We start from the raw sequence: 24,198 nt of genomic DNA, 5'->3' as shown, positions 1-24,198 counted from the left end.
TCCAGTCATGACGTCTGAGAACAAACCGTTGCACCATGCAGCGTTGAATTTGCCGCGCCTCCACCAGAGCACTCTGATCGAACGCTTTGCGATACCCGGGCTGGTGCTGGCATTCGTGATGTTTTATCTGCTGCCGCTGATGACCCACGGCCTGTGGATTCCCGATGAAACCCGCTATGGGCAGATCAGCCAGGAAATGCTGCAGAGCGGCAACTGGGTGGCGCCGCACTTCATGGGCATTCGCTATTTCGAAAAACCGATTGCCGGCTACTGGATGATTGCCATCGGCCAAGCCATTTTCGGTGAAAACCTGTTTGGCGTACGCATCGCCTCGGCGCTCAGCACGGGCGTGAGCGTCTGGCTGGCCTATCTGCTGGCCCGTCGCCTGTGGAACAACCCGCGCATCAGTGCCGCTTGTGCCCTCCTTTATATGAGCTTCGGCCTGATCGCAGGGCAGGCTGGCTATGCCAACCTCGATCCGCAATTCACCTTGTGGGTCAACCTCAGCCTGGTGGCGATCTGGTTTGCCATCGACAGCAATACCCCGCGCGCGCGTTTGGGCGGCTGGGCATTGTTGGGATTCGCTTGTGGCATGGGTCTGATGACCAAAGGTTTCCTCGCTCTGATGCTGCCGGTGCTGATTGCCCTGCCCTACATGATCTGGCAGCGACGCTTTGGCGAGTTGGTGCGTTATGGCCTGGTCGCCGTTGCGGTGGCCGCGCTGGTCAGCGTGCCATGGGCACTGGCCGTGCATTACCGTGAACCGGATTTCTGGCGATTCTTCTTCTGGCACGAACACATCCGGCGTTTTGCCGCCGGCGAAGATGCACAGCACGCACGGCCATGGTGGTTCTACCTGCCGTTGCTGTTTGCTTCTACCTTGCCATGGGCCCTGCTGTTGCCTTCGACGCTGCTGCGCACCTGGCGCGAAAAACGCGATCCGAAAATCGCCTTCCTCGCCTTGTGGTTCCTGCTGCCGCTGGCATTTTTCAGCGCGAGCAGCGGCAAACTGCCGACCTACATCATGCCGTGCCTGCTGCCGTTGGCCCTGTTGATGGGCTACACGGTAATGAACTGGATAGCTGACCAGAACGGGCGCGTCTTGCGCATCAACGGTGTGGTCAACGTGGTGCTGGCCATTGCTGCGCTGGTTGCACTGATCTACCTGCAAGCGACCCGTGAAATTTACGAACACACCGAAATGTTCAGCCTGTCGCTGGGATATATCGTGTTGCTCGGCTGGCTCATTGCCGGCGCGCTGCAAACCGTGCGCCCACTGACGCTGTGGGCGATGCCGGCGCTGGGCATCGGCTTGCTCGTCGCACTGCTGCCTGCCGCCATGCCGGCGACCATCGTCAACAGCAAGATGCCGGATCAGTTCATTGCCGAACACCAGCAGGAACTCAGCCAGACCCGCTCGTTGCTGAGTAACGACCTGGGGGCGGCTTCTGCGTTGTCATGGCGCTTGCGTCGCCCGCAAGTCGACCTGTTCAACACCGTTGGCGAGCTCAAGTACGGCCTCGATGACCCGGCCATGGCGTCACGCAAGGTCAGCCTCGACGGTGTAGGCGAGTGGATGACCGAAGCGCGCAAAAAAGGCTCGGTGGGTGTGGTGATGCGCGTCAACAGTACCTCCGACGAACAACAACTCGAGCTGCTACCAATAGACGGCAAGCACTACCGCCGTGGGCAAATCGAAATCCTCATTTTCAGCCAGAGCCAGCCATGACCCAGACCAGGACTGAACGGAGGCAGTTGCTGCTTCTGCTGGCCGCGACTGCCCTGCTGTTATTGCTCGGTCTGGGCAGTCGCGAGCTGTGGGGGGCGGAAACCCGCTGGGCCAATATCGCCTTGCAGATGCTGCAGAGCGGCGACTATTTCGATCCCTATCTCAAAGGCAGTCCTTATTACGACAAACCGCTGCTGTCGTACTGGCTGATCACCGCCACCGCCTGGTTCACGGGTGGACTGGGGCCTTGGTCGTTGCGCCTGTCATCGGTGATTTCCGCGTGGTTCAGCGTGTGGCTGGTGTACCTCATCGGCGAGCAACTGTTTCGCAAAGGCACCGGGCTGATTGCCGGATGGATGCTGGCGACCACGTTCTACTTCGTGTTCTGGGCGCGAGTCGCCACTGCCGACATCCTCACCGTTTGCGGTGTACTGGCGGCCGTCTGGTGGTACTGGCGCGGCCCGGATGACACCCGCTTCTGGCGCTACGTAGTGTTCTTCGGCCTGCTGTCGCTGACCTCGCTGTTCAAGGGCCTGATCGGTTTCATCCTGCCGGGGCTGGTGCTGCTGCCACACCTGCTCAGTGAGCACCGCTGGAAACGTCACCTGAACCTGCGACTGTTCGCGGCGATAGTGATCGCCGGGGCGTTTTACATGACGCCGTTCGTGCTCTCGCACTTCTACGGCGCGCCCAACTACGAACAAAGCGGCCTGGGGCTGGTACTGCGTGAAAACGTTGTGCGGTTTTTCCAGCCGTTCGATCAGTTCGGGCCGATTTACACCTACTTGATCTACCTGCCGGTCTACACCCTGCCCTGGGCGCCGTGCTGGTTGATCGCCTTGTGGGTGGCCGCGCGCAACTGGAAGCACATCGAACCGGATACCCGCTGGCTGATTCAAGGGCTCGCGTTGCTGATGCTGTTCTTCACCGCCAGTGGCAGTCGCCGCAGCTATTACGTCTTGCCGCTGGTGCCCTTCGCGCAACTGCTGGGTGCCTGGTGGGTGACCCGGCGCATGGCCGCTCGCCACAGCGAAGGCCGCGGGCTGAAGATCGGTTTCGCTGTCACCACCGTGTTGCTTGCCGCGATCCTGGGTGTGCTTTACCCGTGGACCAACAGCGGCGGCGGTGTCATCCGCTTCGGCGAACAGGTTCGCGAGCAGGCCAGTCAGCAGGCACCGTTGAATCAATGGCGCATGGTCATGGTCGAGGTCGACAACAAAGTGCCGATGTATCTGCAAACCGGTGGTGCACCGTTCTACTACGTGCCGGAAACGATCCAGGACTTTCCGCACAATGGCGACACAGCAACGCTGATCGCCTGGCTGGAACGCACCAGCGGAGAACGGTGGGACCCGCAACGCACGATTTTCGTGGCGCAATACCGTTCCGGTGACGCCGTGCCGCTCGATGCATTGAAGGCTGACCATCAGGTCATTACCACCACGCCCACCCGTGGCGAGCAGGTCTTTCACGGGCGGGAAGATCAGAGCGTGGCTTACATCCCCCACTCCTGAGCGATGACGTTAAGACAAAAGTAGAGAGTCGCGGTAAATTTGAATGGCAATGACAACTATTAACGGCTTCTTTGACGTTTTTTTCTCATTTGCCACCCTACATTGCCGCGACTCGACACTTGCAAATCGTTCGCATTGTTTCCTGCGAGGGTTTGCTCATAACGTCTGAAAACAGGAGCTGCCCGAATGAATCCACGCTTTCCATCCTTCTTCAAGCGCGCATTGCTGGCCACCGCGTTGCTCGGCACCGGGCATGCTGTTGCCGCCGACTCGGTGGGTCTGGTGGTTTACAACGCGCAGCATGAAACGCTGACCAAGGCCTGGGTGGCCGGTTTCACCGAGGAAACCGGAATCCCGGTGACCATTCGCAACGGCGATGACACCGAAATGGGCAACCAGCTCGTGCAGGAAGGCGCCGCCTCGCCGGCAGACGTATTCCTCACCGAGAACTCCCCGGCGATGGTGCTGGTGGACAACGCCAAACTGTTTACGCCGCTGGCGCCCGCGACCCTTGAGCAAGTCGACGCTGCCTACCGTCCGGCCCACGGCAATTGGGTCGGCATCGCTGCCCGTTCCACCGTGTTCGTCTACAACCCGAACAAGCTGACTGAAAAAGACCTGCCCAAATCCCTGCTCGACCTCGCCACCCCAGCCTGGAAAGGCCGATGGGCCGCCTCCCCGGCTGGCGCGGACTTCCAGGCGATCGTCGCCGCTGTGCTGCAACAAAAAGGCGAAGCTGCCACGCTGGAATGGCTCAAGGGCATGAAGACCAACGCCACGATCTATCGCGGCAACAGCGCGGTGCTCAAAGCGGTGAACGCCGGACAGATCGACAGCGGCGTGATCTACCACTATTACAGCTTCGTCGATCAATCCAAGACCGGCGAGAACAGCAAAAACACCCAGTTGTACTACTTCAAACATCAGGATCCGGGCGCGTTCGTCAGCACCTCCGGCGCGGGCGTGCTGGCATCGAGCAAGCATCAGGATGAAGCGCAGAAGTTCGTCAAATACATCACCAGCAAGGAAGGTCAGGAAGTGCTCGAAACCGGCACCTCCTTCGAATACGCCGTGGGTAAAGACGCGCCGTCCAATCCGAAGCTGACCCCGCTGAAAACCCTCGATGCGCCGAAAGTCGATGCGTCGACCCTCGACAGCAAAAAAGCCGTCGAACTGATGACCCAGGCCGGGTTGCTCTAAGTGATGCCCAAAACCTTGCCTGCACCGGCCGTGGTGACGGCCCCCGCCAACCTCCTCCACCCGCCCCGCACGCTGGCCGGGCGCGGCAGTTCGTGGGTGGTGAGCTCGGCGGTGCTGGTGTCGTTGCTGTCACTGCTGCCGATTGCCTTCGTGATCGGCGTGGCGTGGTACACCGGTTGGGCGACCCTCGAAGCCCTGGTGTTTCGCCCGCGCGTTGGCGAGTTGCTGATCAACACCGTGCTGCTGGTGCTGATCACCTTGCCGCTGTGCATTGTGCTCGGGACAACCCTGGCCTGGCTGACCGAACGCAGCAACCTGCCCGGCCGGCGTCTGTGGTCGCTGCTGGCGGTTGCGCCACTGGCCGTGCCGGCGTTCGTCCACAGTTATGCGTGGGTCAGTTTGATTCCGTCGATCCACGGTCTGCCGGCCGGCGTGTTGGTGTCGGTGATCGCCTATTTCCCGTTTCTGTATTTGCCGATTGCCGCGACCTTGCGCCGTCTCGATCCGGCGATTGAAGATGTCGCTCAGTCCCTCGGGCTGAAGCCGTGGGCGGTGTTTTTCCGGGTGGTGTTGCCGCAACTGCGGCTGGCCATCTGCGGGGGAGCCTTGTTGGTCGGCCTGCATTTGCTGGCCGAATACGGCTTGTACGCGATGATCCGTTTCGACACGTTCACCACGGCGATCTTCGATCAGTTCAAATCGACCTTCAACGGCCCGGCCGCCAACATGCTCGCTGGCGTTCTGGCGCTGTGCTGTCTGGCGATGCTCACGGCGGAATCCGCTGCTCGTGGCCAGGCGCGTTATGCGCGGGTCGGTTCCGGCAGCGCCCGGGATCAGCGCAGCGTGCAACTGGGGCGCGGCGCGACAACCTTGGCGCTGCTGCTGCAAACGCTGACGTGCCTGTTGGCACTTGGTGTGCCGTTGCTCACGTTGGGCCGCTGGCTGGTGGCCGGTGGTCTGCAGGTCTGGCAAGGCGACGAGCTGTTGCCAGCCTTGCTGCAAACCCTGTCGTATGGCGTGGCCGGCGCATTGTTGACCAGTGTCGCGGCGATTCCCATTGCGTGGCTGTCGATCCGCTCTCCGGGCAAGCTCCAGCGCTTGCTGGAAGGCTGCAACTACATCACCAGTTCACTGCCCGGCATTGTCGTTGCTTTGGCGCTGGTCACCGTGACCATTCATTTCGCCCGGCCGATCTACCAGACCACCATCACGGTGCTCTTGGCCTATCTGCTGATGTTCCTGCCGCGGGCGCTGGTCAGTCTGCGCGCCGGTTTCGCGCAAGCCCCGGTCGAGCTGGAAAACATCGCACAAAGCCTTGGCCGCTCGCCGTTGCGCGCATTGTGGCTGATCACTGTGCGCCTGGCGGCTCCCGGCGCGGCGGCAGGTGCGGCGCTGGTGTTCCTGGCAATCACCAATGAGCTGACCGCAACCCTGCTGCTCGCGCCCAACGGCACGCGCACCCTCGCTACCGGTTTCTGGGCGATGACCAGCGAAATCGATTACGCCGCCGCAGCGCCTTACGCGTTTTTGATGATCCTGCTTTCACTGCCGCTGACGGCCATTCTCTATCACCAATCCAGGCGTACCGCTGGCCGATGAACGCTCTCGAACTGCACAACCTCAGTAAAACCTTCGGCGCGCAGAAGGCGCTCGACGACGTCAGCCTCAACGTGCCGACCGGCAGCCGCACGGTGATCGTCGGCCCCTCCGGTTCCGGCAAAACCACACTGTTACGGATGATCGCCGGGTTCGAATTCCCCGACAGCGGCAGCCTTACGCTCAACGGCCAGACGCTGGTCGACCGCAGCCACGCGGTGCCGGCCTATCAACGGCAGATCGGCTACGTGCCGCAGGACGGTGCGTTGTTCCCGCACATGACGGTGGCGGCGAACATCGGCTTCGGTCTGGCCCTGACCGGAGCGGCCCGCACCCAGCGCATCCTTGAGTTGATGGACAGCGTGGCCCTCGACGCCAACATGGCCCACCGTTGGCCGCATGAGCTGTCGGGCGGCCAGCAACAGCGGGTCTCGCTGGCCCGCGCTCTGGCGCAACAACCACGACTGATGCTGCTGGATGAGCCGTTCTCCGCCCTCGACACCGGTTTGCGCAGTGCCATGCGCAAAATGGTTGCGCGCCTGCTCGAAGACGCCGACGTCACCACCATTCTGGTGACTCACGATCAGAGCGAGGCGTTGTCGTTTGCCGATCAATTGGCCGTGATGCGCAGTGGCCGGCTGGTGCAGTCCGGGCATCCGATGGATCTCTACCGCTATCCGGAGGATGAACAGACCGCGCACTTTCTCGGCGAAGCGGTGGTCCTGCCCGCGCAGATCAAGGCGGGTTGGGCGCATTGCGATCTGGGTCAGGTGGCGGTGAACAGCAACGGTTTCAGTGGCGCTGCGCAAATCATGCTGCGCCCCGAACAACTGCAGATCGCCGAGGTCGCCTCTGACAGTTACGGCTGCCACGCGCGGGTCACCGACCGTGATTTTGCCGGCAACACCTGCACTTTGACGGTTGAACTGAGTTCATCCGCGACTCAGGATCCGGCCCGTTCGATTCTGGTGCGCAGCACCGGTATGCACGCACCGCCCGCCGGCAGCGCGGTGCAGCTGTCGGTGCTCGGTGCGGCGCATGTGTTTGGCCTGAACTGATCAGAGATCGAAGCGATCCACCGCTCGCCGCCGCTCGTTGTCATCGCGCACATCGTAGTTGGCGGTGGTCTGGATGTTGCTGTGATGCGCCAGTTTCTGCGCAATCGACAGGTCGTGCTCCTCGATCACCCGAGTGATGAACGAGCGACGGAAGTCGTGGGGCATGATCTTCACTCCGACCTGCGTGCCGCGCTGACGGGCAATGTAGTAGATCGCATGCTTGGTAATGCGCTCGCGGGTGATGTGGCTGCCACGGCGAATGCGGTTGAACAGAAAGGCATCGTCGCTCTCACCTTCCTTGAGCTGCGAACGGCGCAGTTCGAGCCACGCATCAAGCTTGCTGAATGCCCACGCCGGCGCGTACTTGATCAACTGCTTGTTGCCCTTGGCGGTGACGCACAGGCTGCGCTCTGTGAAGTCGACCTGATTCAGGTCCAGATCCACCGATTCCGACTTGCGCATACCCGTGCCGTACAGCAACGCGATGATCGCCGCATCACGCAGGCCCTGCGGGCGCGGGTCGGCGGCGCAGACTTCCATCAATTCATGAATCAACGTGCGCTTGAGATTGCGCCCCTGGGACAACCGTGTGCCGGCAATGCCCTTGACCGAGCGCATCTTCAAAAGATGTTCCTGGCTGATCAGGCTCATGCGCCAGGCCTCATTCATCACCCCGCGCACCGCATTCACATACAACGAAGAAGTGTTCGGTGCGTAGTTGTCTGCGCGTAATGCAGCAACCAGTGCAACAACATCTTCTGGTTGCAAGGCATGCCAGGGAATCTCTTCGACATTCATGTCTTCAAAGCCCAGGCGATCGGCCGCATCTTGCAGCACGTAACGCATGGTCAATTGGCTGGAGGGCGCCAAACGCGCGAGGTACAGGCTCATCGGGTTGGTTTTTGGAGCGTCGGGGGTTGCAGCAACTAAATCAATCAAACGTTAAACCTTGAGTAAAAAATGTACAGCACTACAACAACTAACAAATGCAATGTACTTGAAGTAAAGAAGGTACTTGAGCTGCACTGTCGGACAAAAAACCGCGATGGACGGCAGAAGCCTGAACAGCGGCTGTATAAGTGACAGATAAACGATTCGCCAACCGGTTTTTCATGTTCCTTTCACAAAAACCGGCATAACCTTAATTCCCATAGGTTCGGTAGTGGCTATGCCCCAACCTGCCGGGCAAATCGTGAAAAGTCAATCTATCCCCGACGTCATGCTTTTTTTGCCAAGTTATTGATGCAGGAGCGCTTTTCTGCGTCTACGCTGTGGTTGGATCCAACAGTTGCGTGAGTCCATCCTTTTATTTTTTGCAATGAGGTGCCCATGAGTCAGGCGTTTCTCCCCTTCTCTCGCCCCAGTATCGGCGATGAAGAAATTGCCGCTGTCGAGCAGGTGTTGCGCTCGGGCTGGATCACCACGGGGCCGAAAAACCAGGCACTCGAAGAGCAATTTGCGCAGTACGTGGGTTGCAAGCACGCGGTGGCCTTGTCTTCGGCCACCGGCGGGATGCACATCACGCTGCTGGCCCTGGGCATCGGCCCGGGCGACGAAGTCATCACCCCGTCGCAGACCTGGGTCTCGACCGCCAACATGATCTCCCTGCTGGGCGCCAAACCGGTGTTCGTCGATGTCGACCGCGACACGCTGATGACCGACGCTGCGCGCATCGAAGCGGCCATCACTCCGCGAACCAAAGCGATCATCCCGGTGCACTATGCCGGCGCAGCATTCGATCTCGATCCGCTGTATGCCCTGGCCGACAAACACGGCATCCCGGTCATCGAAGACGCCGCCCACGCTGCCGGCACGCGCTACAAGGGCCGTCACGTCGGTTCGCAAGGCACGGCGATCTTCTCGTTCCACGCGATCAAGAACATGACCTGTGCCGAAGGCGCGATGTTCGTCACCGACGACGAAGCCCTCGCCAGCCGCGTGCGCATGCTCAAATTCCACGGCCTCGGCGTCGACGCCTATGACCGTCTGACTGGTGGCCGCAAGCCGCAGGCGCAAGTGATGGAACCGGGCTTCAAGTACAACCTGGCCGACATCAACGCCGCGATTGCCCTGGTGCAGTTGCAGCGCCTGGACGAAATCAACGCCCGCCGCACCGAACTGGCCGCGACCTATTTGCAAAAGTTCGAAGGCCTGCCGGTGCAACCGCTGGCCCTGCCCGACTATGCCCAGCAACATGCCTGGCACCTGTTCATCCTGCGCATCGACAGCGAGCGTTGCGGCATGGACCGCGAAGCCTTCATGAAGGCGTTGCAGGATCAGGGCATCGGCACCGGTATCCATTTCATCGCCACCCACTTGCACACCTGGTATCGCCAGCGTGACCCCGACCTCTACCTGCCCAACACCGAATGGAACTCGGCGCGGCTGTGCTCGATTCCGCTGTTCCCCGATATGACCGGTCAAGACCTTGACCGGGTGGTCGGTGCCATCGCACACATCATGGAAAAACGCCTGTGAAACCTTATCCAATCCGTAGCGTGTCGATCGTCATCCCGGTCTACAACGAACAGGAAAGCCTGCCCGAGTTGCTGCGTCGTACCGAGGCGGCCTGCCGCCAGTTGCACCACGATTTTGAAATCGTGCTGGTCGACGACGGCAGCCGCGACGAATCGGCAAACATGCTTGAAGAAGCCGCCGGGCGTGAAAACAGCCCGTTCGTGGCGGTCATTCTCAACCGCAACTATGGTCAGCACGCCGCGATCATGGCCGGTTTTGAACAGTGCAAGGGCGACGTGGTCATCACCCTCGACGCCGACCTGCAGAATCCGCCGGAAGAAATCCCGCGACTGGTGGCCGAGGCCGAAAAAGGTTACGACGTGGTCGGCACCGTGCGCGGCAATCGTCAGGATTCGGCGCTGCGCCGTTATCCGTCGAAGCTGATCAACCTTGCCGTGCAGCGCTCCACTGGCGTTGCCATGAGCGACTACGGCTGCATGCTGCGTGCCTACCGCCGCACCATCATCGACGCGATGCTCGCCTGCCGTGAACGCAGCACGTTCATCCCGATCCTGGCCAACAGCTTCGCCCGTCACACCACCGAAATCGTCGTGGCCCACGCCGAGCGTGAACACGGCGACTCGAAATACAGCCCGATGCGCCTGATCAACCTGATGTTCGATCTGGTGACCTGTATGACCACCACGCCGCTGCGCCTGCTCAGCATCGTCGGCTTCGCCATGGCCGGTCTGGGTGTGCTGTTCGCTGTTGCGCTGATCGTTCTGCGTCTGGCCTTCGGTGCCGGCTGGGCCGGTGACGGTACGTTCGTGCTGTTCGCCGTGCTGTTCGTGTTCACCGGTGGCCAGTTCATCGGCATGGGCCTGCTGGGTGAATACCTGGGCCGCATGTACAGCGATGTCCGCGCCCGTCCGCGTTTCTTCATCGAAAAGGTGTTGCGCAGCCAGCCGGCCGATCCGGCCCCTGCCGTCACCGTTGATGGTCTTTCTTCTACCGCTACTTCTTCCACTTCCGATCAGGTTCTCTCATGAGTGCAAAAACTGTTGTCTTCGCCTACCACGATATTGGCTGCGCCGGCATTGAAGCCCTGCTCAACAGCGGCTTTGACATTGCAGCAGTGTTCACTCACGCCGATGATCCGAAAGAAAACGCGTTCTATGCGTCGGTGGCCCAGCTGTGCGCCAACAAAGGCATCCCGGTACACGCGCCGGAAGACGCCAACCACCCACTGTGGATCGAGCGCATCGCCAAGCTGGACCCGGAATACATCTTCTCCTTCTACTACCGCAACCTGCTGAGCGAGCCACTGCTGGCCCTGGCCAAAAAGGGTGCATTCAACCTGCACGGTTCGCTGTTGCCGCGCTACCGCGGTCGCGCTCCGGCGAACTGGGTGCTGGTCAACGGCGAAACCGAAACCGGCGTGACCCTGCACCGCATGGTCAAGCGCGCCGATGCCGGCGCCATCGTTGCTCAACAGCGTGTTGCCATCGAACGCAGCGACACCGGCCTGACCCTGCACGCCAAACTGCGCACCGCCGCCAGCGACCTGCTGCGCGACACCCTGCCGAACATGCTGCAAGGCAAGATCACTGAAACCCCACAGGACGAATCGAAAGCCACCGTGTTCGGTCGTCGTACCCCGGCGGACGGCAAGCTGGTCTGGGCCAAACCGGCCGAAGAACTGTTCAACCTGGTGCGCGCCGTGACCCGTCCTTACCCGGGCGCGTTCTGCGCCGTGGGCGAGCACAAACTGATCGTCTGGAGCGCCGAAGTCGTCAAGGGCAACGAAGGCCAGGCGCCAGGCCGCGTGATCAGCGTCGATCCGCTGCGCATTGCCTGCGGTCAGGACTCGCTGGTGATCAACGCCGGTCAGCGCAACGACAACGGTCTGTACCTCAGCGGCCCGCAACTGGCCAACGAACTGGGTCTGGTGGATGGCTCGCTGCTGCGCGGCGCCGAATCCGGGCGTGCGCCACGTCGTACCCGCGTGCTGATCCTCGGTGTCAACGGCTTCATCGGTAACCACCTGTCCGAGCGCCTGCTGCGTGACGACCGCTACGAAGTCTACGGTCTGGACATCGGCTCCGACGCCATCGACCGCCTGCGCAGCCACCCGAACTTCCACTTCGTCGAAGGCGACATCAGCATTCACTCCGAGTGGATCGAGTACCACATCAAGAAGTGCGACGTGGTCCTGCCGCTGGTGGCCATCGCCACGCCGATCGAATACACCCGCAACCCGCTGCGCGTATTCGAACTGGACTTCGAAGAAAACCTGAAGCTGGTTCGCTACTGCGTCAAGTACAACAAGCGCGTGATCTTCCCGTCGACCTCCGAAGTCTATGGCATGTGCCAGGACAAGAACTTCGACGAAGACAGCTCGAACCTGATCGTTGGCCCGATCAACAAGCAGCGCTGGATCTACTCGGTCTCCAAGCAACTGCTGGACCGCGTGATCTGGGCTTACGGCGCCAAGGGCCTGAACTTCACCCTGTTCCGTCCGTTCAACTGGATGGGCCCGCGTCTGGACCGTCTGGATTCGGCGCGTATCGGCAGCTCCCGCGCCATCACCCAGTTGATCCTCAACCTGGTGGAAGGCACGCCAATCCGCCTGTTCGACGGTGGCGAGCAGAAGCGTTGCTTCACCGACATCGCTGACGGCGTTGAAGCACTGGCGCGCATCATCGACAACGACAACGATGTCTGCAACGGTCAGATCATCAACATCGGCAACCCGGACAACGAAGCCAGCATCCGTCAACTGGGCGAGGAGCTGCTGCGTCAGTTCGAAGCACACCCGCTGCGTCACAACTTCCCGCCGTTCGCCGGTTTCCGCGACGTGGAAAGCAAGGCGTTCTACGGTGCCGGTTACCAGGACGTGGAACACCGCAAACCAAGCATTGCCAACGCCAAGCGCCTGCTGAACTGGGAGCCGACCGTGGAAATGCGCGAGACCATCGGCAACACCCTGGACTTCTTCCTGCGTGAAGCCATGCTCGAAATCGCGGACAAGAAGTAATGCAGGCAGGTCTTCGTATCGATGTCGACACCTACCGCGGCACCCGAGAAGGTGTGCCGCGTCTGTTGGAGATGCTCGACGAGGCACAGGTCAAGGCAACGTTTTTCTTCAGTGTCGGCCCGGACAACATGGGCCGGCATCTGTGGCGCCTGATCCGCCCGCAGTTCCTCTGGAAAATGCTGCGTTCCAACGCTGCCGGCCTCTACGGCTGGGACATTCTGCTAGCCGGCACCGCCTGGCCCGGCAAACCGATTGGCCGTGATCTCGGGCACCTGATGCGTCAGGCCCGGGACGCCGGTCACGAGGTTGGCCTGCACGCCTGGGATCACCATGGCTGGCAGGCCAATGCCGGTCGCTGGAGTGACGCGCAACTGATCGAACAGATCCGTCGCGGCGTCGACACCTTGAGCGACATCCTCGGCGAAAAGATCCAGTGTTCGGCCGCCGCCGGTTGGCGTGCGGACGAGCGCGTGATCGAGGCCAAGCAGACTTTCGGCTTTCGCTACAACAGCGATTGCCGTGGGCAGAGCCTATTCCGTCCGCTGCTGGCGGACGGCACACCGGGCACGCCGCAGATTCCAGTGGACCTGCCGACCTTCGACGAGGTCGTCGGCCCGCACGTGGCAGCGAAGGACTTCAACGCCTTCATCCTCGACCGGTTCCAGTCGCAAGCACTCAACGTCTACACCATTCATGCCGAAGTAGAAGGGATTCTGATGGCTCAGGACTTTCGTCAATTGCTGGCCGATGCACGCCAGCGCCACATTGACTTCCAACCCTTGGGCAACTTGCTGCCCGAGTATTTCAACACCTTGCCCGTGGGCCGCGTGCAACGCGGTGCGCTCGAAGGCCGCGAAGGCTGGCTGGGAGTGCAAGGCGCATGACCAGACGCTGGGCACTGCCGCTGTTGGTCGGTCTTTGTCTGCTGGCCTATCTGTTGCCGTTGAGCACCCATGGCCTGTGGATCCCCGACGAAACCCGTTACGCACAGATCAGCCAGGACATGCTGCTCAGTGGCAACTGGGTGTCGCCGCATTTCATGGGCCTGCGTTATTTCGAGAAGCCGATTGCCGGCTACTGGATGATCGCCATCGGCCAGGAACTGTTCGGGCAGAACCTGTTCGGCGTGCGCTTCGCGTCGGCCCTCAGCACGGCTTTGAGTGTGTTGCTGGCCTACCTGGTCGCGCGCAGGCTATGGAACGATCCGCGCAAGAGCTTCGTCTGCGCCCAGCTCTACATGAGCTTCACAGTCGTCGCCGGTCAGGCCGGTTACGCCAACCTCGATCCGCAATTCACCTTCTGGGTCAACCTGAGTCTGGTGGCGCTGTGGTTTGCGCTTGACAGCAAAAGCACCGGGCACCGCCTGGGCGCCTGGGCGCTACTGGGGCTGGCCTGCGGCATGGGCTTCATGACCAAGGGCTTTCTCGCCTGGTTGCTGCCGGTGCTGATCGCGTTGCCGTGGATGCTCTGGCAGAAACGCTGGCGTGAATTGCTGGTGTTCGGTCCGGTGGCCATCGCCATCGCGATCGTCGTCAGCTTGCCGTGGGCACTGGCGGTGCACGCACAGGAACCGGATTACTGGCGGTTTTTCTTCTGGCACGAACACATCCGCCGCTTCGCCGGTGACGATGCGCAGCACGATGCGCCATGGTGGTTTTACCTGCCGCTGCTGGTGGCGTTCAGTCTGCCGTGGGTTGGCCTGTTGCCGACCGCGTTCAAGCAAGCCTGGCAAACCCGGGCCCAGCCGAACATGGTTTTCCTGCTGTTGTGGCTGGGGTTGCCGCTGGGCTTTTTCAGCCTGAGCAACGGCAAGCTGCCGACCTACATCCTGCCGTGTCTGCTGCCATTGGCACTGCTGCTGGGCAATGCGCTGGCTGATCGTCTGCGTCTCGAACAAGGTCGGGCGCTGGGGATCAATGGTCTGCTGAACCTGCTGCTGGGTGTGGTCACCCTGATCGCACTGGTTTACCTGCAACTGAACAAACCGGTGTACGACCACGAACTGCACAGCATGGTGCTGGTGTTCATCGCCCTGATCGGCTGGATCATCGCCAACCTGGCGCAAGCGTTCCTGCCGCTGCAATGCTGGGCGGCACCAGCGCTGGGCAGCCTGTTGCTGGCCGGGATCCTGCCGGCGGCGTTGCCCAAATCGGTGGTGGCCAACAAAACCCCGGATCAGTTCATCCGCCATCACGTCACTGAACTGTCCGGTGCCACGCACTTGCTGAGCAACGATCTGGGCGCCGCAGCGGCACTGGCCTGGCGCATGAAACAACCGCAAGTCGCGCTGTACAACACGGTCGGCGAACTGAAGTACGGTCTGTCCTACCCGGAAGGTGCTGAACGCCGACTCACCAAAGACAACGTTCAGCAATGGGTACGTGAAGCGCGCCGCAGCGGCTCGGTCGGCGTGCTGATGCGCGTCAAGGGTCAGGACGAACTTGAAGAACTCGATCTGCTGCCTAAAGACGGTACCCGTTACGAATCGGGCAATCTGGTGATCATGGTGCTGCCCAAGGATCCGTCATGAGTTGGTTGCTGTTACTGACAGCGTGTCTGCTGACGTGTCTGGGGCAAGTCGCACAGAAATTCGCCGTGGAGAGCTGGCGCGGCGTTGAGTCGTCGTGGGCTGACAAACTGCGTTCGCCGTGGTTGTGGCTGGCGCTGTTTTCACTCGGCAGCGGGCTGCTGGTCTGGCTGCTGGTGTTGCAACGTCTTGAAGTGGGCATCGCTTACCCGATGCTCAGCCTCAACTTCGTGCTGATCACCCTGATTGCCCGCTTCGTCTTTCGCGAGCCCATCGACCGCCAGCATTGGCTGGGCGTGGCGCTGGTGATCGGTGGCGTGGTTTTGCTGGGGCAACAGTCATGAACCAGGCACGAGGTATCGGTTTTGCGCTGGCCAGCGTGGGTCTGGTCAGTGCTGCCCAGTTGGGGATGCGCTGGAGCATGACGCGCCTGCCGCAACCGGAACAATGGCTGGCGGCGTTGAGCACCGGCAGTGTCGATCTGTCGGCAATGGCCGTGGTGGTGGCGGCGATTTTCGCCTACGCCCTGTCGATGCTCTGCTGGCTCGCGGCCTTGCGCGATCTGCCGCTGGGGCGGGCCTATTCCCTGTTGAGCATCAGCTATGCGCTGGTGTACCTGCTGGCGGCCAGTCTGCCGCTGTTCAACGAATCGTTCAGTTTCACTAAATCGCTGGGCGTGGCACTGGTCATGCTCGGGGTCATCACTATTAACACTCGTCCGTCTCGTGCGCCCGAATTCAGGAGTGCTCCATGAAAATCACAGTATTTGGTAGCGGTTATGTCGGTCTGGTGCAGGCCGCCGTGTTGGCCGAAGTCGGTCACGACGTCGTGTGCATGGACATCGATCAGAAGAAAGTCGAACTGCTGCGCCAGGGTCACGTCAGCATCTTCGAACCGGGCCTGTCGAGCCTGGTGCGCGAAGGTCTGGACTCCAGCCGCCTGCATTTCACCTCGGATGAAAAACTCGCCGTGCAGCACGGTCGTGTCGCATTCATCGCCGTGGGTACACCGTCCAGCGACGACGGCTCGGCTGATCTGAAATACGTGCTGTCGGTGGGTGACGCGGTGGCGCGCCACCGTGAGCAGCCGCTGATTCTGGTGGAGAAATCCACCGTACCGGTTGGCACCGGCGACACCCTGCGTGCGCACATTCAAGCCGCGCTGGACAAGGCCGGTCGTGAGCTGCAGTTCGATATCGTCTCCAACCCGGAATTCCTCAAGGAAGGTTCGGCGGTGTCCGACTGCCGTCGTCCGGACCGCATCGTCATTGGCTGCGAAGGTGACGACGTGCGCGATGTGATGCGCGACCTGTACTCGCCATTCAACCGCAACCACGACCGCATCATGTTCATGGACCTGCGCAGCGCCGAGCTGACCAAATACGCCGCCAACTGCATGCTGGCGACCAAGATCAGCTTCATCAACCAGATCGCCGAACTGGCCGAACACCTGGGCGCCGACATCGAATCGGTCCGTCAGGGCATCGGTGCCGACACGCGCATCGGTTACCACTTCATCTACCCGGGCTGCGGTTATGGCGGCTCGTGCTTCCCCAAAGACATGCGCGCGCTGATTCACAGCGCCGAGCAGGCGCACTGCTCCAGCGACCTGCTGCAAGCGGTCGAAGCGATCAACGAGCGGCAGAAGCACAAGCTGTTCGACCGTATCAACGCGTTCTATAAGGGTGACCTGCGCGGCAAGACCTTCGCCCTGTGGGGCCTGGCGTTCAAGCCGAACACCGACGACATGCGCGATGCACCGAGCCGCGTGCTGCTCGACTCGCTGTTCGCCGCCGGCGCCAGTGTGCGCGCGTTCGACCCGGAAGCGATGCAGGAAACCCAGCACCTGTACCCGAACGAAGAAAAACTGATGTTGATGGGCACCCCGGAATCGGTGCTGGCGGGTTCCGACGCGCTGATCATCTGCACCGAATGGCAGCAATTCAAGGCGCCGGATTTCGACCTGATCGAGCAACGCCTGAAAGCCCCGGTGATCTTCGACGGCCGCAACCTGTACGACGCCGAGCGTCTGGCGCGCAATGGCTTCAAGTACTTCCCGATCGGCCGAGGCGATTCGCGCAAACTGCCGATGCCACTGCAGCAGTGGCCTAACAAAGCGGAAGTCGCTTGATCACGTTGTCGCCTGTCATCCGCCGGCAGTCCCTGATCGCAGGGCTGCTGGCACTGCTGTTGTTTATCGCCGGGGTTTACGGACAGGCTCCCATTGGCTTCGATTCACGTTTTGTGCTGTTTGCCCAAGAGATGCTCAGGCACGGGCCAACGGTATTCCCGACGACCTACGGGCAGCCTTACGCCGATTATTCGGCGCTTTCGACGCTGTTCATCTGGCTGTTGTCGCTGCCCTTCGGCGCGATCAATACCCTGACGGCATGGCTGCCCAGCGCCATTGCCGGCGGTGTGATCGTGACACTGATGTACCGCTTGCTGGCGGTGCATTCGCAACGCTGGGCGTTGATCAGCATTGCGCTGCTGATGCTCACCAGCACCTTCGTCACCGAAGTGCGCGCGGTGTCGCAAGACCTGATGCTGGCAGCCGTGGCGCTGTCGGTGTTTTATCTGGGTTACGCGCACGACCACTTCGGTTCGCGCCGACGCTGGCCGCTGATCTTTGTTCTGTTGCTGCTGGGTTTTGGTATCCGCGGGCCGATCGGCCTGGTGGTGCCGACCGGCATGCTCTGCAGTTACTACCTGCTCAATCGTGAGTGGAAACGCCTGTTGGTGTTCGGTGTGCTGGCGTCGATCCTGCTCGCCGCGTGCGTGGGGCTGCTGTTGTGGCTGGCCAGACTCAGTGGCGGCGAAGCGTTCCTGCAAGACGTGATCCGCATGCAGTTCATGGGGCGCATGGACGGCAGTGAAGGCGTCAGCGGTTCGCTGTATTACTTCACCAGTTCCATGGGCAACTACGCACTGGCGTATCCGCTGGCGATCCTGGCGTTGGCGGCGACCTGGCTGAGCAAACCGCATCAGCGCGGGCCGGCCTTGCGTCTGGTGCAATACTGCGCGGCTGCCGGGCTGATCGTCATGATTGGCCTGTCGATTCCGCAGGCGAAGAAGGCGCGTTACCTGCTGCCGATGTTGCCGATGGCGGCGATCATCGCGGCGTACCCGTTTCAGGTGCTGCACGGTCGGGTGTTCCGCGTATTGCGTGGGGTGATCCAAGGCATTTGGCTGGTGACGCCGGGACTGTTGATGGTGGCCCTGCTGGTTGCCAAACGCCGCTTCCCCGAGCAGCTCGACGGTCTGACTCTGGTGCTGATCGTACTCGGTGTTCTGCAATTGCTCGCGTTGTCGCGCTTGTTGATGCCGCGTTGGCGTGCCGAAGTGCTGGCGCTGTGCTCGGTACTCGCGTTGTGGATGGTGTATGCCGCGGTGTTCGAACCGGTGGAGCGACGCTTGTACGACACGCAGGTGTTCAGTCGCGCCGCGTTCGCGCAGGTGCAGCAGAACCCGGCACCGCTGGTGCTGCACGGCATGGGCAAAGACGCCAAGGCGATCAAGTTCATGGTCAACGTCGAGCAGGACCTGCAACCGCAGTTCACCGAAACGGTGCAGCAACTCGAAGCCCTCAAAGGCCCGGCCTGGCTGATGATGGACAGCAAGGACCTGCAATCGCTGCAGGGCACCTCGCTGGCGGGTCTGCAACCGGTACTGACCGGCCGTTTCGACAAGAACGATTACGTGCTGCTGTACCTGAAACCCTTGTAGGAACTGATTGAGGCTGCGATCTTTTGCGCTTTCGGGAAAAAGATCGCAGCCAGCGACAGCGCCTACAGGGATTTCTTGACCATGAGTTTTGTTGTACGCCGGGCGCGGCAGAATGATGCCGCCGCCCTCCCCGCCATTGAACGCTCGGCCGCCGAGCTGTTTCGCACAGATCCGACCCTCGCCTGGCTGGCCGACACCGACGTGGCCAGCGCCGCGCAACATCGCCAATTCATCGACCATGCCCACGTCTGGGTCGCCGAAAACACCTCGGCGCAGCTCGCAGGGTTTATCCGCGCGCTGGATGTCGGCAACCAACTGCACATTGAGGAACTGTCCGTCGGCCTGGTGTTTCAGGGTCAGGGCGTGGGCCGTCAACTGCTGCTGGCCGCGATTGAACATGCCCGCCGCGAACAGATGCGCGCCGTGACCCTGACCACGTTCCGCGACGTGCCGTGGAATGCGCGGTTTTATCAGCGGATGGGGTTTGTGGAAGTCGCACCCGGTGAGCACGAAGCGCATTTGCTCGATGCCCTGCAGAACGAAATCGAACAGGGTTTTGCCGCCGAGCGACGCTGCGCCATGCAGCTGAGTTTGCCCTGACAGGACAAATCCCTTGTAGGAACGAGCCCGCTCGCGATAGCGTCCTGTCAGTCAACTGCGTTGGCGCCTGACACTCGGTATTCGCGGGCAGGCTCGTTCCCACACGGGTTTCATCATAAAAATAAGGACATTTGCACTGCCGTGGCCACCTACTCCCGCCTGATACGCCGACTGATGATCACCTCGCTGAGCATCGTCATCAGCCGTGCCCTGATCAGTCCGCTACTGACCCTGTTCCTCAGCAACAAACTGGGCCTCAACCCGCAGGACGTCGGTCTGCTGTTGGGCATCGCCGTGTTCAGTGCCACGCTGTTGTCGCTGTACGGCGGCTACATCATCGATCGCCTCGACAAGCGTCAGCTGTTGATCCTGACCATGCTCTCCAGCGGTGTCGGCCTGATGCTGCTGACGTTCGCGCAGAATCTGTATCTGGTCACGCTGGTGCTGATCATCAGTGAAACGGCGTCGGCACTGTTCCTGATCTGCTCCAAAGCGATGCTCAGTGAAAACCTGCCGGTCGGCCAGCGGGTCAAGGCATTTTCACTGAACTACACGCTGACCAACATTGGCTACGCCGTGGGCCCGATGATCGGTGTTGTGATTGCCGGGGTTCAGCCTTCAGCGCCGTTTATCGTCGCCGGGCTGATTGCCGCCGGCAGCGTTTTCCTGCTGCTGGGCGTGTCCCGCGAGACCAGTCCGCTGTCGCAGGCCAGCCCACCACAGAGTTTCCTGAACACCCTGATCATCCTGAAAAACGACCGCACGATGATCCTGTTCACCCTCGGTTGTCTGCTCAGCACCCTGGTTCACGGGCGCTTTACCCTGTACCTGTCGCAATACCTGCTGGTGACCCATACCCAAGAACAGACACTCGACACCATGGCCGCCCTGCTGGCCTGCAACGCGATCACGGTGATCCTGCTGCAATACCAGATCGGGCGCTTTCTCAAGCGCGAGCACCTGCGGTTCTGGATTGCCGGCGGCACGGCGTTGTTCATCGTCGGTCTGATCGGTTTCAGCCTGGCGGACAGCCTCGTCGGCTGGTGCGTGGCGATGTTCATCTTCACCCTCGGCGAGATGATCATTTACCCGGCGGATTTCCTCTTCGTCGATACCCTCGCGCCGGAGGCGCTGCGCGGCAGTTATTACGGCGCGCAAAACCTCGCGGCACTGGGCGGTGCGCTGAGTCCGGTGATGTGCGGGTTTCTGCTGATGCACACGCCGGCGCCGAGCATGTTCTACGCCCTGAGCGCTCTGGCGGCTCTGGGTGGGTATCTATGTTTTGTCAGTGGACGCCGCGTGGCCATAATTCAAAAATAATGCACTGAAGCAGCATTTATATGAATTTGTCAGCATCGAATTTGCACGGCACACTGTGCGCGTTCCTCCCCCAATAGTTGGAACGCTTCGAGGACTTTCCGAAACGGACAAGTCCTTTTTTTTGCCCCGAATTTACTGCAAGGACCCGATTCACATGCTCGCTCGCTGGTTCCCCGCCGCCATCAACACCCGCCCCACCGAATGGAGCCGCGCCGCCATTGGTATGGCGCTGGGCACCTTGTTCAGTGTCTGGGCGTGCAGTCAGGTATTCGGCCATGAAGTGGCGTATCACCTGATCGGGCCATTGGGCGCTTCGGCGGTGCTGTTGTTCGCCGTGTCCTCCGGTGCGCTGGCGCAGCCTTGGTCGATCATCGGCGGCTATCTGTGCGCCAGTGTCATTGCGTTGCTGGTGGCTCATGTTCTTGGGCGAACCCTGGGCAGTGCCTGTCTGGCGGCAGGCATGGCGCTGATTCTGATGTGCTGGTTGCGTTGCCTGCACCCACCGGCCGGCGCACTGGCGCTGACACTGGTGCTGGCCGATCCCGCCACCATTGCCCTGGACTGGAAAGCCATGGAACCGGTGATGCTCGCCGCCGCCTGCATGCTGCTCAGTGCGCTGGCCTACAACAACCTGACGCGCATCCGCTACCCGAAACGCCCGGCCGAACCCGCGCCGCTGCAGACTCCCGTCGACAGTCAGTCAATTACCGCCGAGGATTTGAAACGGGCACTGGCTGAGATGGAAGCCTTTATCGACGTCACTCCCGAAGACCTCGAACAACTGATCCACGCCAGCGAGCTGCACGCCAAACGCCGCAGCATCGGCGAAGTCTTCACCTGACACCTCACTCTCCCTGTAGGAGCTGTCGAGTGCAACGAGGCTGCGATCTTTTCAAGATCAAAAGATCGCAGCCTTCGGCAGCTCCTACACAAGCACATCCGATTTTTCCCTAAGGCAAAAACGCAAACTCCCCCTGCACATATCCCCGTTGTACACGGCAAATTTGCACTGTTACGATCCGTCAACGCTCGCGCGCGAGCTTCTCGAATAAAGACAATAAAAGCAGGGAGTTAGTGATGACTGCTCAGGCTTCATCCCCGCGGACGCCGTCCATGGATGCCACGCAAAACGACGTGCTGGCCGAGGTTCGCAACCACATCGGTCACCTGACCCTCAACCGCCCCGCCGGTCTCAACGCCATCACCCTCGACATGGTTCGCCAGTTGCAGCAGCAACTCGATGCCTGGGCTGCTGATGCCAATGTGCACGCGGTGGTGCTGCGCGGTGCCGGTGAAAAAGCTTTCTGCGCCGGTGGCGATATTCGTTCCCTGTACGACAGTTTCAAAAGCGGCGCCACGCTGCACGAAGATTTCTTCGTCGAGGAATACGCCCTCGACCTGACGATTCATCACTACCGCAAACCGGTACTGGCGTTGATGGACGGTTTCGTCCTCGGCGGCGGCATGGGCTTGGTGCAAGGTGCGGATCTGCGGGTGGTCACCGAGAAGAGCCGTCTGGCGATGCCGGAAGTGGCCATTGGTTATTTCCCCGATGTCGGCGGCAGCTATTTCCTCTCGCGCATTCCCGGTGAACTGGGGATCTATCTGGGCGTCAGCGGTGTGCAGATTCGTGCGGCGGATGCGCTGTATTGCGGGCTGGCGGACTGGTTTGTCGACAGCCGCCAACTGGCGAGCCTCGACGAACAACTCGATCACCTGGAATGGCACGACACGCCGCTCAAGGATCTGCAGGGCCTGCTGGCGAAAAACGGCGTGCAAACCCTGAGCGATGCGCCGCTGGAGAAGTTGCGCCCGGCCATCGACCATTTCTTCGCCCTGCCGGACGTGCCGAGCATTGTCGAGCAACTGCGCGCCGTCACCGTCGCCGACAGCCATGAGTGGGCGACGACCACCGCTGACCTGCTGGAGACCCGCTCGCCGCTGGCGATGGCCGTGACCCTGGAGATGCTCCGTCGCGGTCGGCAACTGAGCCTGGAACACTGCTTCGCCCTCGAACTGCATCTGGATCGTCAGTGGTTCGAACGCGGCGACCTGATCGAAGGCGTGCGCGCCCTGCTGATCGACAAAGACAAGACACCTCGCTGGAAGCCGCCGACCCTCGCCGCGCTGGACGCCGAGCATGTCGCGAGTTTCTTTAACGGTTTTGATGAGAGCGGGAGCTGAGCCATGCACGATCTCGAACTGACTGAAGAACAAGTGATGATCCGCGACATGGCCCGGGACTTTGCCCGTGGCGAAATCGCGCCGCATGCGCAAGCCTGGGAAAAGGCCGGCTGGATCGACGACGCACTGGTGGCGAAGATGGGCGAACTCGGTTTGCTCGGTATGGTGGTGCCCGAGGAATGGGGCGGCACTTACGTTGATTACGTCGCCTATGCGCTGGCCGTCGAAGAAATTTCAGCCGGTGACGGCGCGACTGGCGCATTCATGAGCATCCACAACTCGGTGGGTTGTGGGCCGGTCATGAATTACGGCAGCGAAGAACAGAAACAAACCTGGCTGGCCGACCTCGCCAGCGGTCAGGTCATTGGCTGCTTCTGCCTCACCGAACCGCAGGCCGGCTCCGAGGCGCACAACCTGCGCACCCGCGCCGAATTGCGCGACGGCCAGTGGGTGATCAACGGCGCCAAGCAATTCGTCAGCAATGGCAAACGGGCGAAACTGGCGATCGTGTTTGCGGTGACCGACCCGGATCTGGGCAAGAAAGGCATTTCTGCATTCCTGGTGCCCACCGATACGCCGGGTTTCATCGTTGATCGCACCGAACACAAGATGGGCATCCGTGCCTCCGACACCTGCGCAGTGACCCTGAACAACTGCAGCATTCCCGAGGCCAATCTGCTCGGCGAACGCGGCAAGGGTCTGGCGATTGCCCTGTCCAACCTCGAAGGCGGGCGCATCGGCATTGCTGCGCAAGCCTTGGGCATCGCCCGGGCGGCGTTTGAAGCGGCGCTTGTGTACTCCCGTGATCGCATCCAGTTCGGCAAGCCGATCAATGAACACCAGAGCATCGCCAACCTGCTGGCCGACATGCACATGCAAATCAACGCGGCGCGCTTGATGATCCTGCACGCGGCGCGCCTGCGTACGGCGGGCAAGCCGTGTCTGTCGGAGGCGTCGCAGGCCAAACTGTTCGCCTCGGAGATAGCCGAAAAGGTTTGCTCGTCGGCGATTCAGATTCATGGCGGGTACGGGTATCTGGAGGACTATCCGGTCGAGAAGTACTACCGCGATGCGCGGATCACCCAGATCTATGAGGGGTCGAGCGAGATTCAGCGGATGGTAATTGCGCGGGAGCTGAAGAACTACCCACTGTAAAAGCATCGCGGGCAAGCCCGCTCCCACAGGGAATTCTGTCGTTCACAAAAGTTGTGTACTCCAGAAAACCTGTGGGAGCGGGCTTGCCCGCGATAG

Annotated in this window: 19 protein-coding genes and 1 pseudogene; 19 read left to right on the top strand and 1 reads right to left on the bottom strand. The window is 61.2% G+C overall.

Annotated features, from left to right (window positions below; genetic code table 11):
* Positions 1-7: 7 nt before the first annotated feature.
* The 5 genes from arnT (KVQ82_RS14755) (at position 8) to KVQ82_RS14735 (ending at position 7,097) form a co-directional block, all read left to right on the top strand.
* Positions 8-1,729, top strand: a complete 1,722-nt coding sequence (arnT, locus tag KVQ82_RS14755) for a lipid IV(A) 4-amino-4-deoxy-L-arabinosyltransferase (protein ID WP_222019277.1) — start codon at positions 8-10, stop codon at positions 1,727-1,729.
* Positions 1,726-3,243: a glycosyltransferase family 39 protein gene (locus KVQ82_RS14750; RefSeq protein WP_041063821.1), complete on the top strand. Its 1,518-nt coding sequence runs from the start codon at positions 1,726-1,728 to the stop codon at positions 3,241-3,243. Before arnT (KVQ82_RS14755) ends, KVQ82_RS14750 begins: the two co-directional genes overlap by 4 nt.
* A 186-nt stretch (positions 3,244-3,429) precedes the next feature.
* Positions 3,430-4,443 carry an iron ABC transporter substrate-binding protein gene (locus KVQ82_RS14745; RefSeq protein WP_086791197.1) on the top strand — a complete coding sequence of 338 codons (1,014 nt, stop codon included), beginning with the start codon at positions 3,430-3,432 and terminating at the stop codon, positions 4,441-4,443.
* Positions 4,444-4,446: 3 nt separating this feature from the next.
* Complete coding sequence (locus KVQ82_RS14740) at positions 4,447-6,042, top strand: iron ABC transporter permease (RefSeq protein WP_222019276.1); 1,596 nt, start codon at positions 4,447-4,449, stop codon at positions 6,040-6,042.
* Positions 6,039-7,097, top strand: coding sequence for an ABC transporter ATP-binding protein (locus KVQ82_RS14735; RefSeq protein ID WP_222019275.1), 1,059 nt, complete (start codon positions 6,039-6,041; stop codon positions 7,095-7,097). Before KVQ82_RS14740 ends, KVQ82_RS14735 begins: the two co-directional genes overlap by 4 nt.
* Here the strand turns inward: KVQ82_RS14735 and xerC are convergent, their stop codons facing one another.
* Entirely contained in the window at positions 7,098-7,988 is an 891-nt protein-coding gene (xerC, locus tag KVQ82_RS14730; RefSeq protein ID WP_108182683.1) for a tyrosine recombinase XerC, read from the bottom strand.
* 438 nt (positions 7,989-8,426) lie between these two features.
* Between xerC and arnB the strand changes: the two genes are divergently transcribed.
* The 14 genes and pseudogenes from arnB to KVQ82_RS14660 all read left to right on the top strand — a co-directional run bounded on the left by arnB (position 8,427) and on the right by KVQ82_RS14660 (position 24,102).
* Complete coding sequence (gene arnB / locus KVQ82_RS14725; RefSeq protein WP_222019274.1) at positions 8,427-9,575, top strand: UDP-4-amino-4-deoxy-L-arabinose aminotransferase; 1,149 nt, start codon at positions 8,427-8,429, stop codon at positions 9,573-9,575.
* Positions 9,572-10,603 (top strand): undecaprenyl-phosphate 4-deoxy-4-formamido-L-arabinose transferase, encoded by a 1,032-nt coding sequence (arnC, locus tag KVQ82_RS14720; RefSeq protein WP_041063810.1) that lies wholly within the window; start codon positions 9,572-9,574, stop codon positions 10,601-10,603. Before arnB ends, arnC begins: the two co-directional genes overlap by 4 nt.
* On the top strand, positions 10,600-12,591 hold the full coding sequence (gene arnA, locus KVQ82_RS14715; protein WP_041063809.1) for a bifunctional UDP-4-amino-4-deoxy-L-arabinose formyltransferase/UDP-glucuronic acid oxidase ArnA: 1,992 nt from the start codon (positions 10,600-10,602) through the stop codon (positions 12,589-12,591). Before arnC ends, arnA begins: the two co-directional genes overlap by 4 nt.
* Entirely contained in the window at positions 12,591-13,475 is an 885-nt protein-coding gene (gene arnD, locus KVQ82_RS14710; RefSeq protein ID WP_041063807.1) for a 4-deoxy-4-formamido-L-arabinose-phosphoundecaprenol deformylase, read from the top strand. Before arnA ends, arnD begins: the two co-directional genes overlap by 1 nt.
* Positions 13,472-15,121: a lipid IV(A) 4-amino-4-deoxy-L-arabinosyltransferase gene (arnT, locus tag KVQ82_RS14705; protein ID WP_222019273.1), complete on the top strand. Its 1,650-nt coding sequence runs from the start codon at positions 13,472-13,474 to the stop codon at positions 15,119-15,121. The genes arnD and arnT (KVQ82_RS14705) overlap by 4 nt, the downstream gene beginning before the upstream one ends.
* Positions 15,118-15,462: a 4-amino-4-deoxy-L-arabinose-phosphoundecaprenol flippase subunit ArnE gene (gene arnE / locus KVQ82_RS14700; protein WP_041063803.1), complete on the top strand. Its 345-nt coding sequence runs from the start codon at positions 15,118-15,120 to the stop codon at positions 15,460-15,462. The genes arnT (KVQ82_RS14705) and arnE overlap by 4 nt, the downstream gene beginning before the upstream one ends.
* Positions 15,459-15,872, top strand: a complete 414-nt coding sequence (gene arnF, locus KVQ82_RS14695) for a 4-amino-4-deoxy-L-arabinose-phosphoundecaprenol flippase subunit ArnF (protein ID WP_222019272.1) — start codon at positions 15,459-15,461, stop codon at positions 15,870-15,872. Before arnE ends, arnF begins: the two co-directional genes overlap by 4 nt.
* Positions 15,869-17,229: pseudogene (locus KVQ82_RS14690) on the top strand (UDP-glucose/GDP-mannose dehydrogenase family protein). Before arnF ends, KVQ82_RS14690 begins: the two are co-directional and overlap by 4 nt.
* 15 nt (positions 17,230-17,244) lie before the next feature.
* On the top strand, positions 17,245-18,843 hold the full coding sequence (locus KVQ82_RS14685; protein ID WP_222019271.1) for a glycosyltransferase family 39 protein: 1,599 nt from the start codon (positions 17,245-17,247) through the stop codon (positions 18,841-18,843).
* Between the two features lie 81 nt (positions 18,844-18,924).
* On the top strand, positions 18,925-19,443 hold the full coding sequence (locus KVQ82_RS14680; RefSeq protein ID WP_222019270.1) for a GNAT family N-acetyltransferase: 519 nt from the start codon (positions 18,925-18,927) through the stop codon (positions 19,441-19,443).
* A gap of 141 nt (positions 19,444-19,584) precedes the next feature.
* Complete coding sequence (locus KVQ82_RS14675; RefSeq protein ID WP_222019269.1) at positions 19,585-20,763, top strand: MFS transporter; 1,179 nt, start codon at positions 19,585-19,587, stop codon at positions 20,761-20,763.
* Between the two features lie 154 nt (positions 20,764-20,917).
* Positions 20,918-21,604 (top strand): HPP family protein, encoded by a 687-nt coding sequence (locus KVQ82_RS14670; protein ID WP_108182677.1) that lies wholly within the window; start codon positions 20,918-20,920, stop codon positions 21,602-21,604.
* Positions 21,605-21,840: 236 nt separating this feature from the next.
* Positions 21,841-22,947 (top strand): enoyl-CoA hydratase/isomerase family protein, encoded by a 1,107-nt coding sequence (locus tag KVQ82_RS14665; protein WP_222019268.1) that lies wholly within the window; start codon positions 21,841-21,843, stop codon positions 22,945-22,947.
* 3 nt (positions 22,948-22,950) lie between these two features.
* Positions 22,951-24,102 carry an acyl-CoA dehydrogenase family protein gene (locus KVQ82_RS14660; protein ID WP_222019267.1) on the top strand — a complete coding sequence of 384 codons (1,152 nt, stop codon included), beginning with the start codon at positions 22,951-22,953 and terminating at the stop codon, positions 24,100-24,102.
* The last annotated feature ends 96 nt before the right edge of the window (positions 24,103-24,198 follow it).

This window comes from Pseudomonas sp. AO-1 (assembly GCF_019775695.1).
GTDB lineage: Bacteria > Pseudomonadota > Gammaproteobacteria > Pseudomonadales > Pseudomonadaceae > Aquipseudomonas > Aquipseudomonas parakoreensis.
Note: the sequence above shows the minus strand (reverse complement) of the source record. Positions and strands in the feature narration are given on the sequence as shown.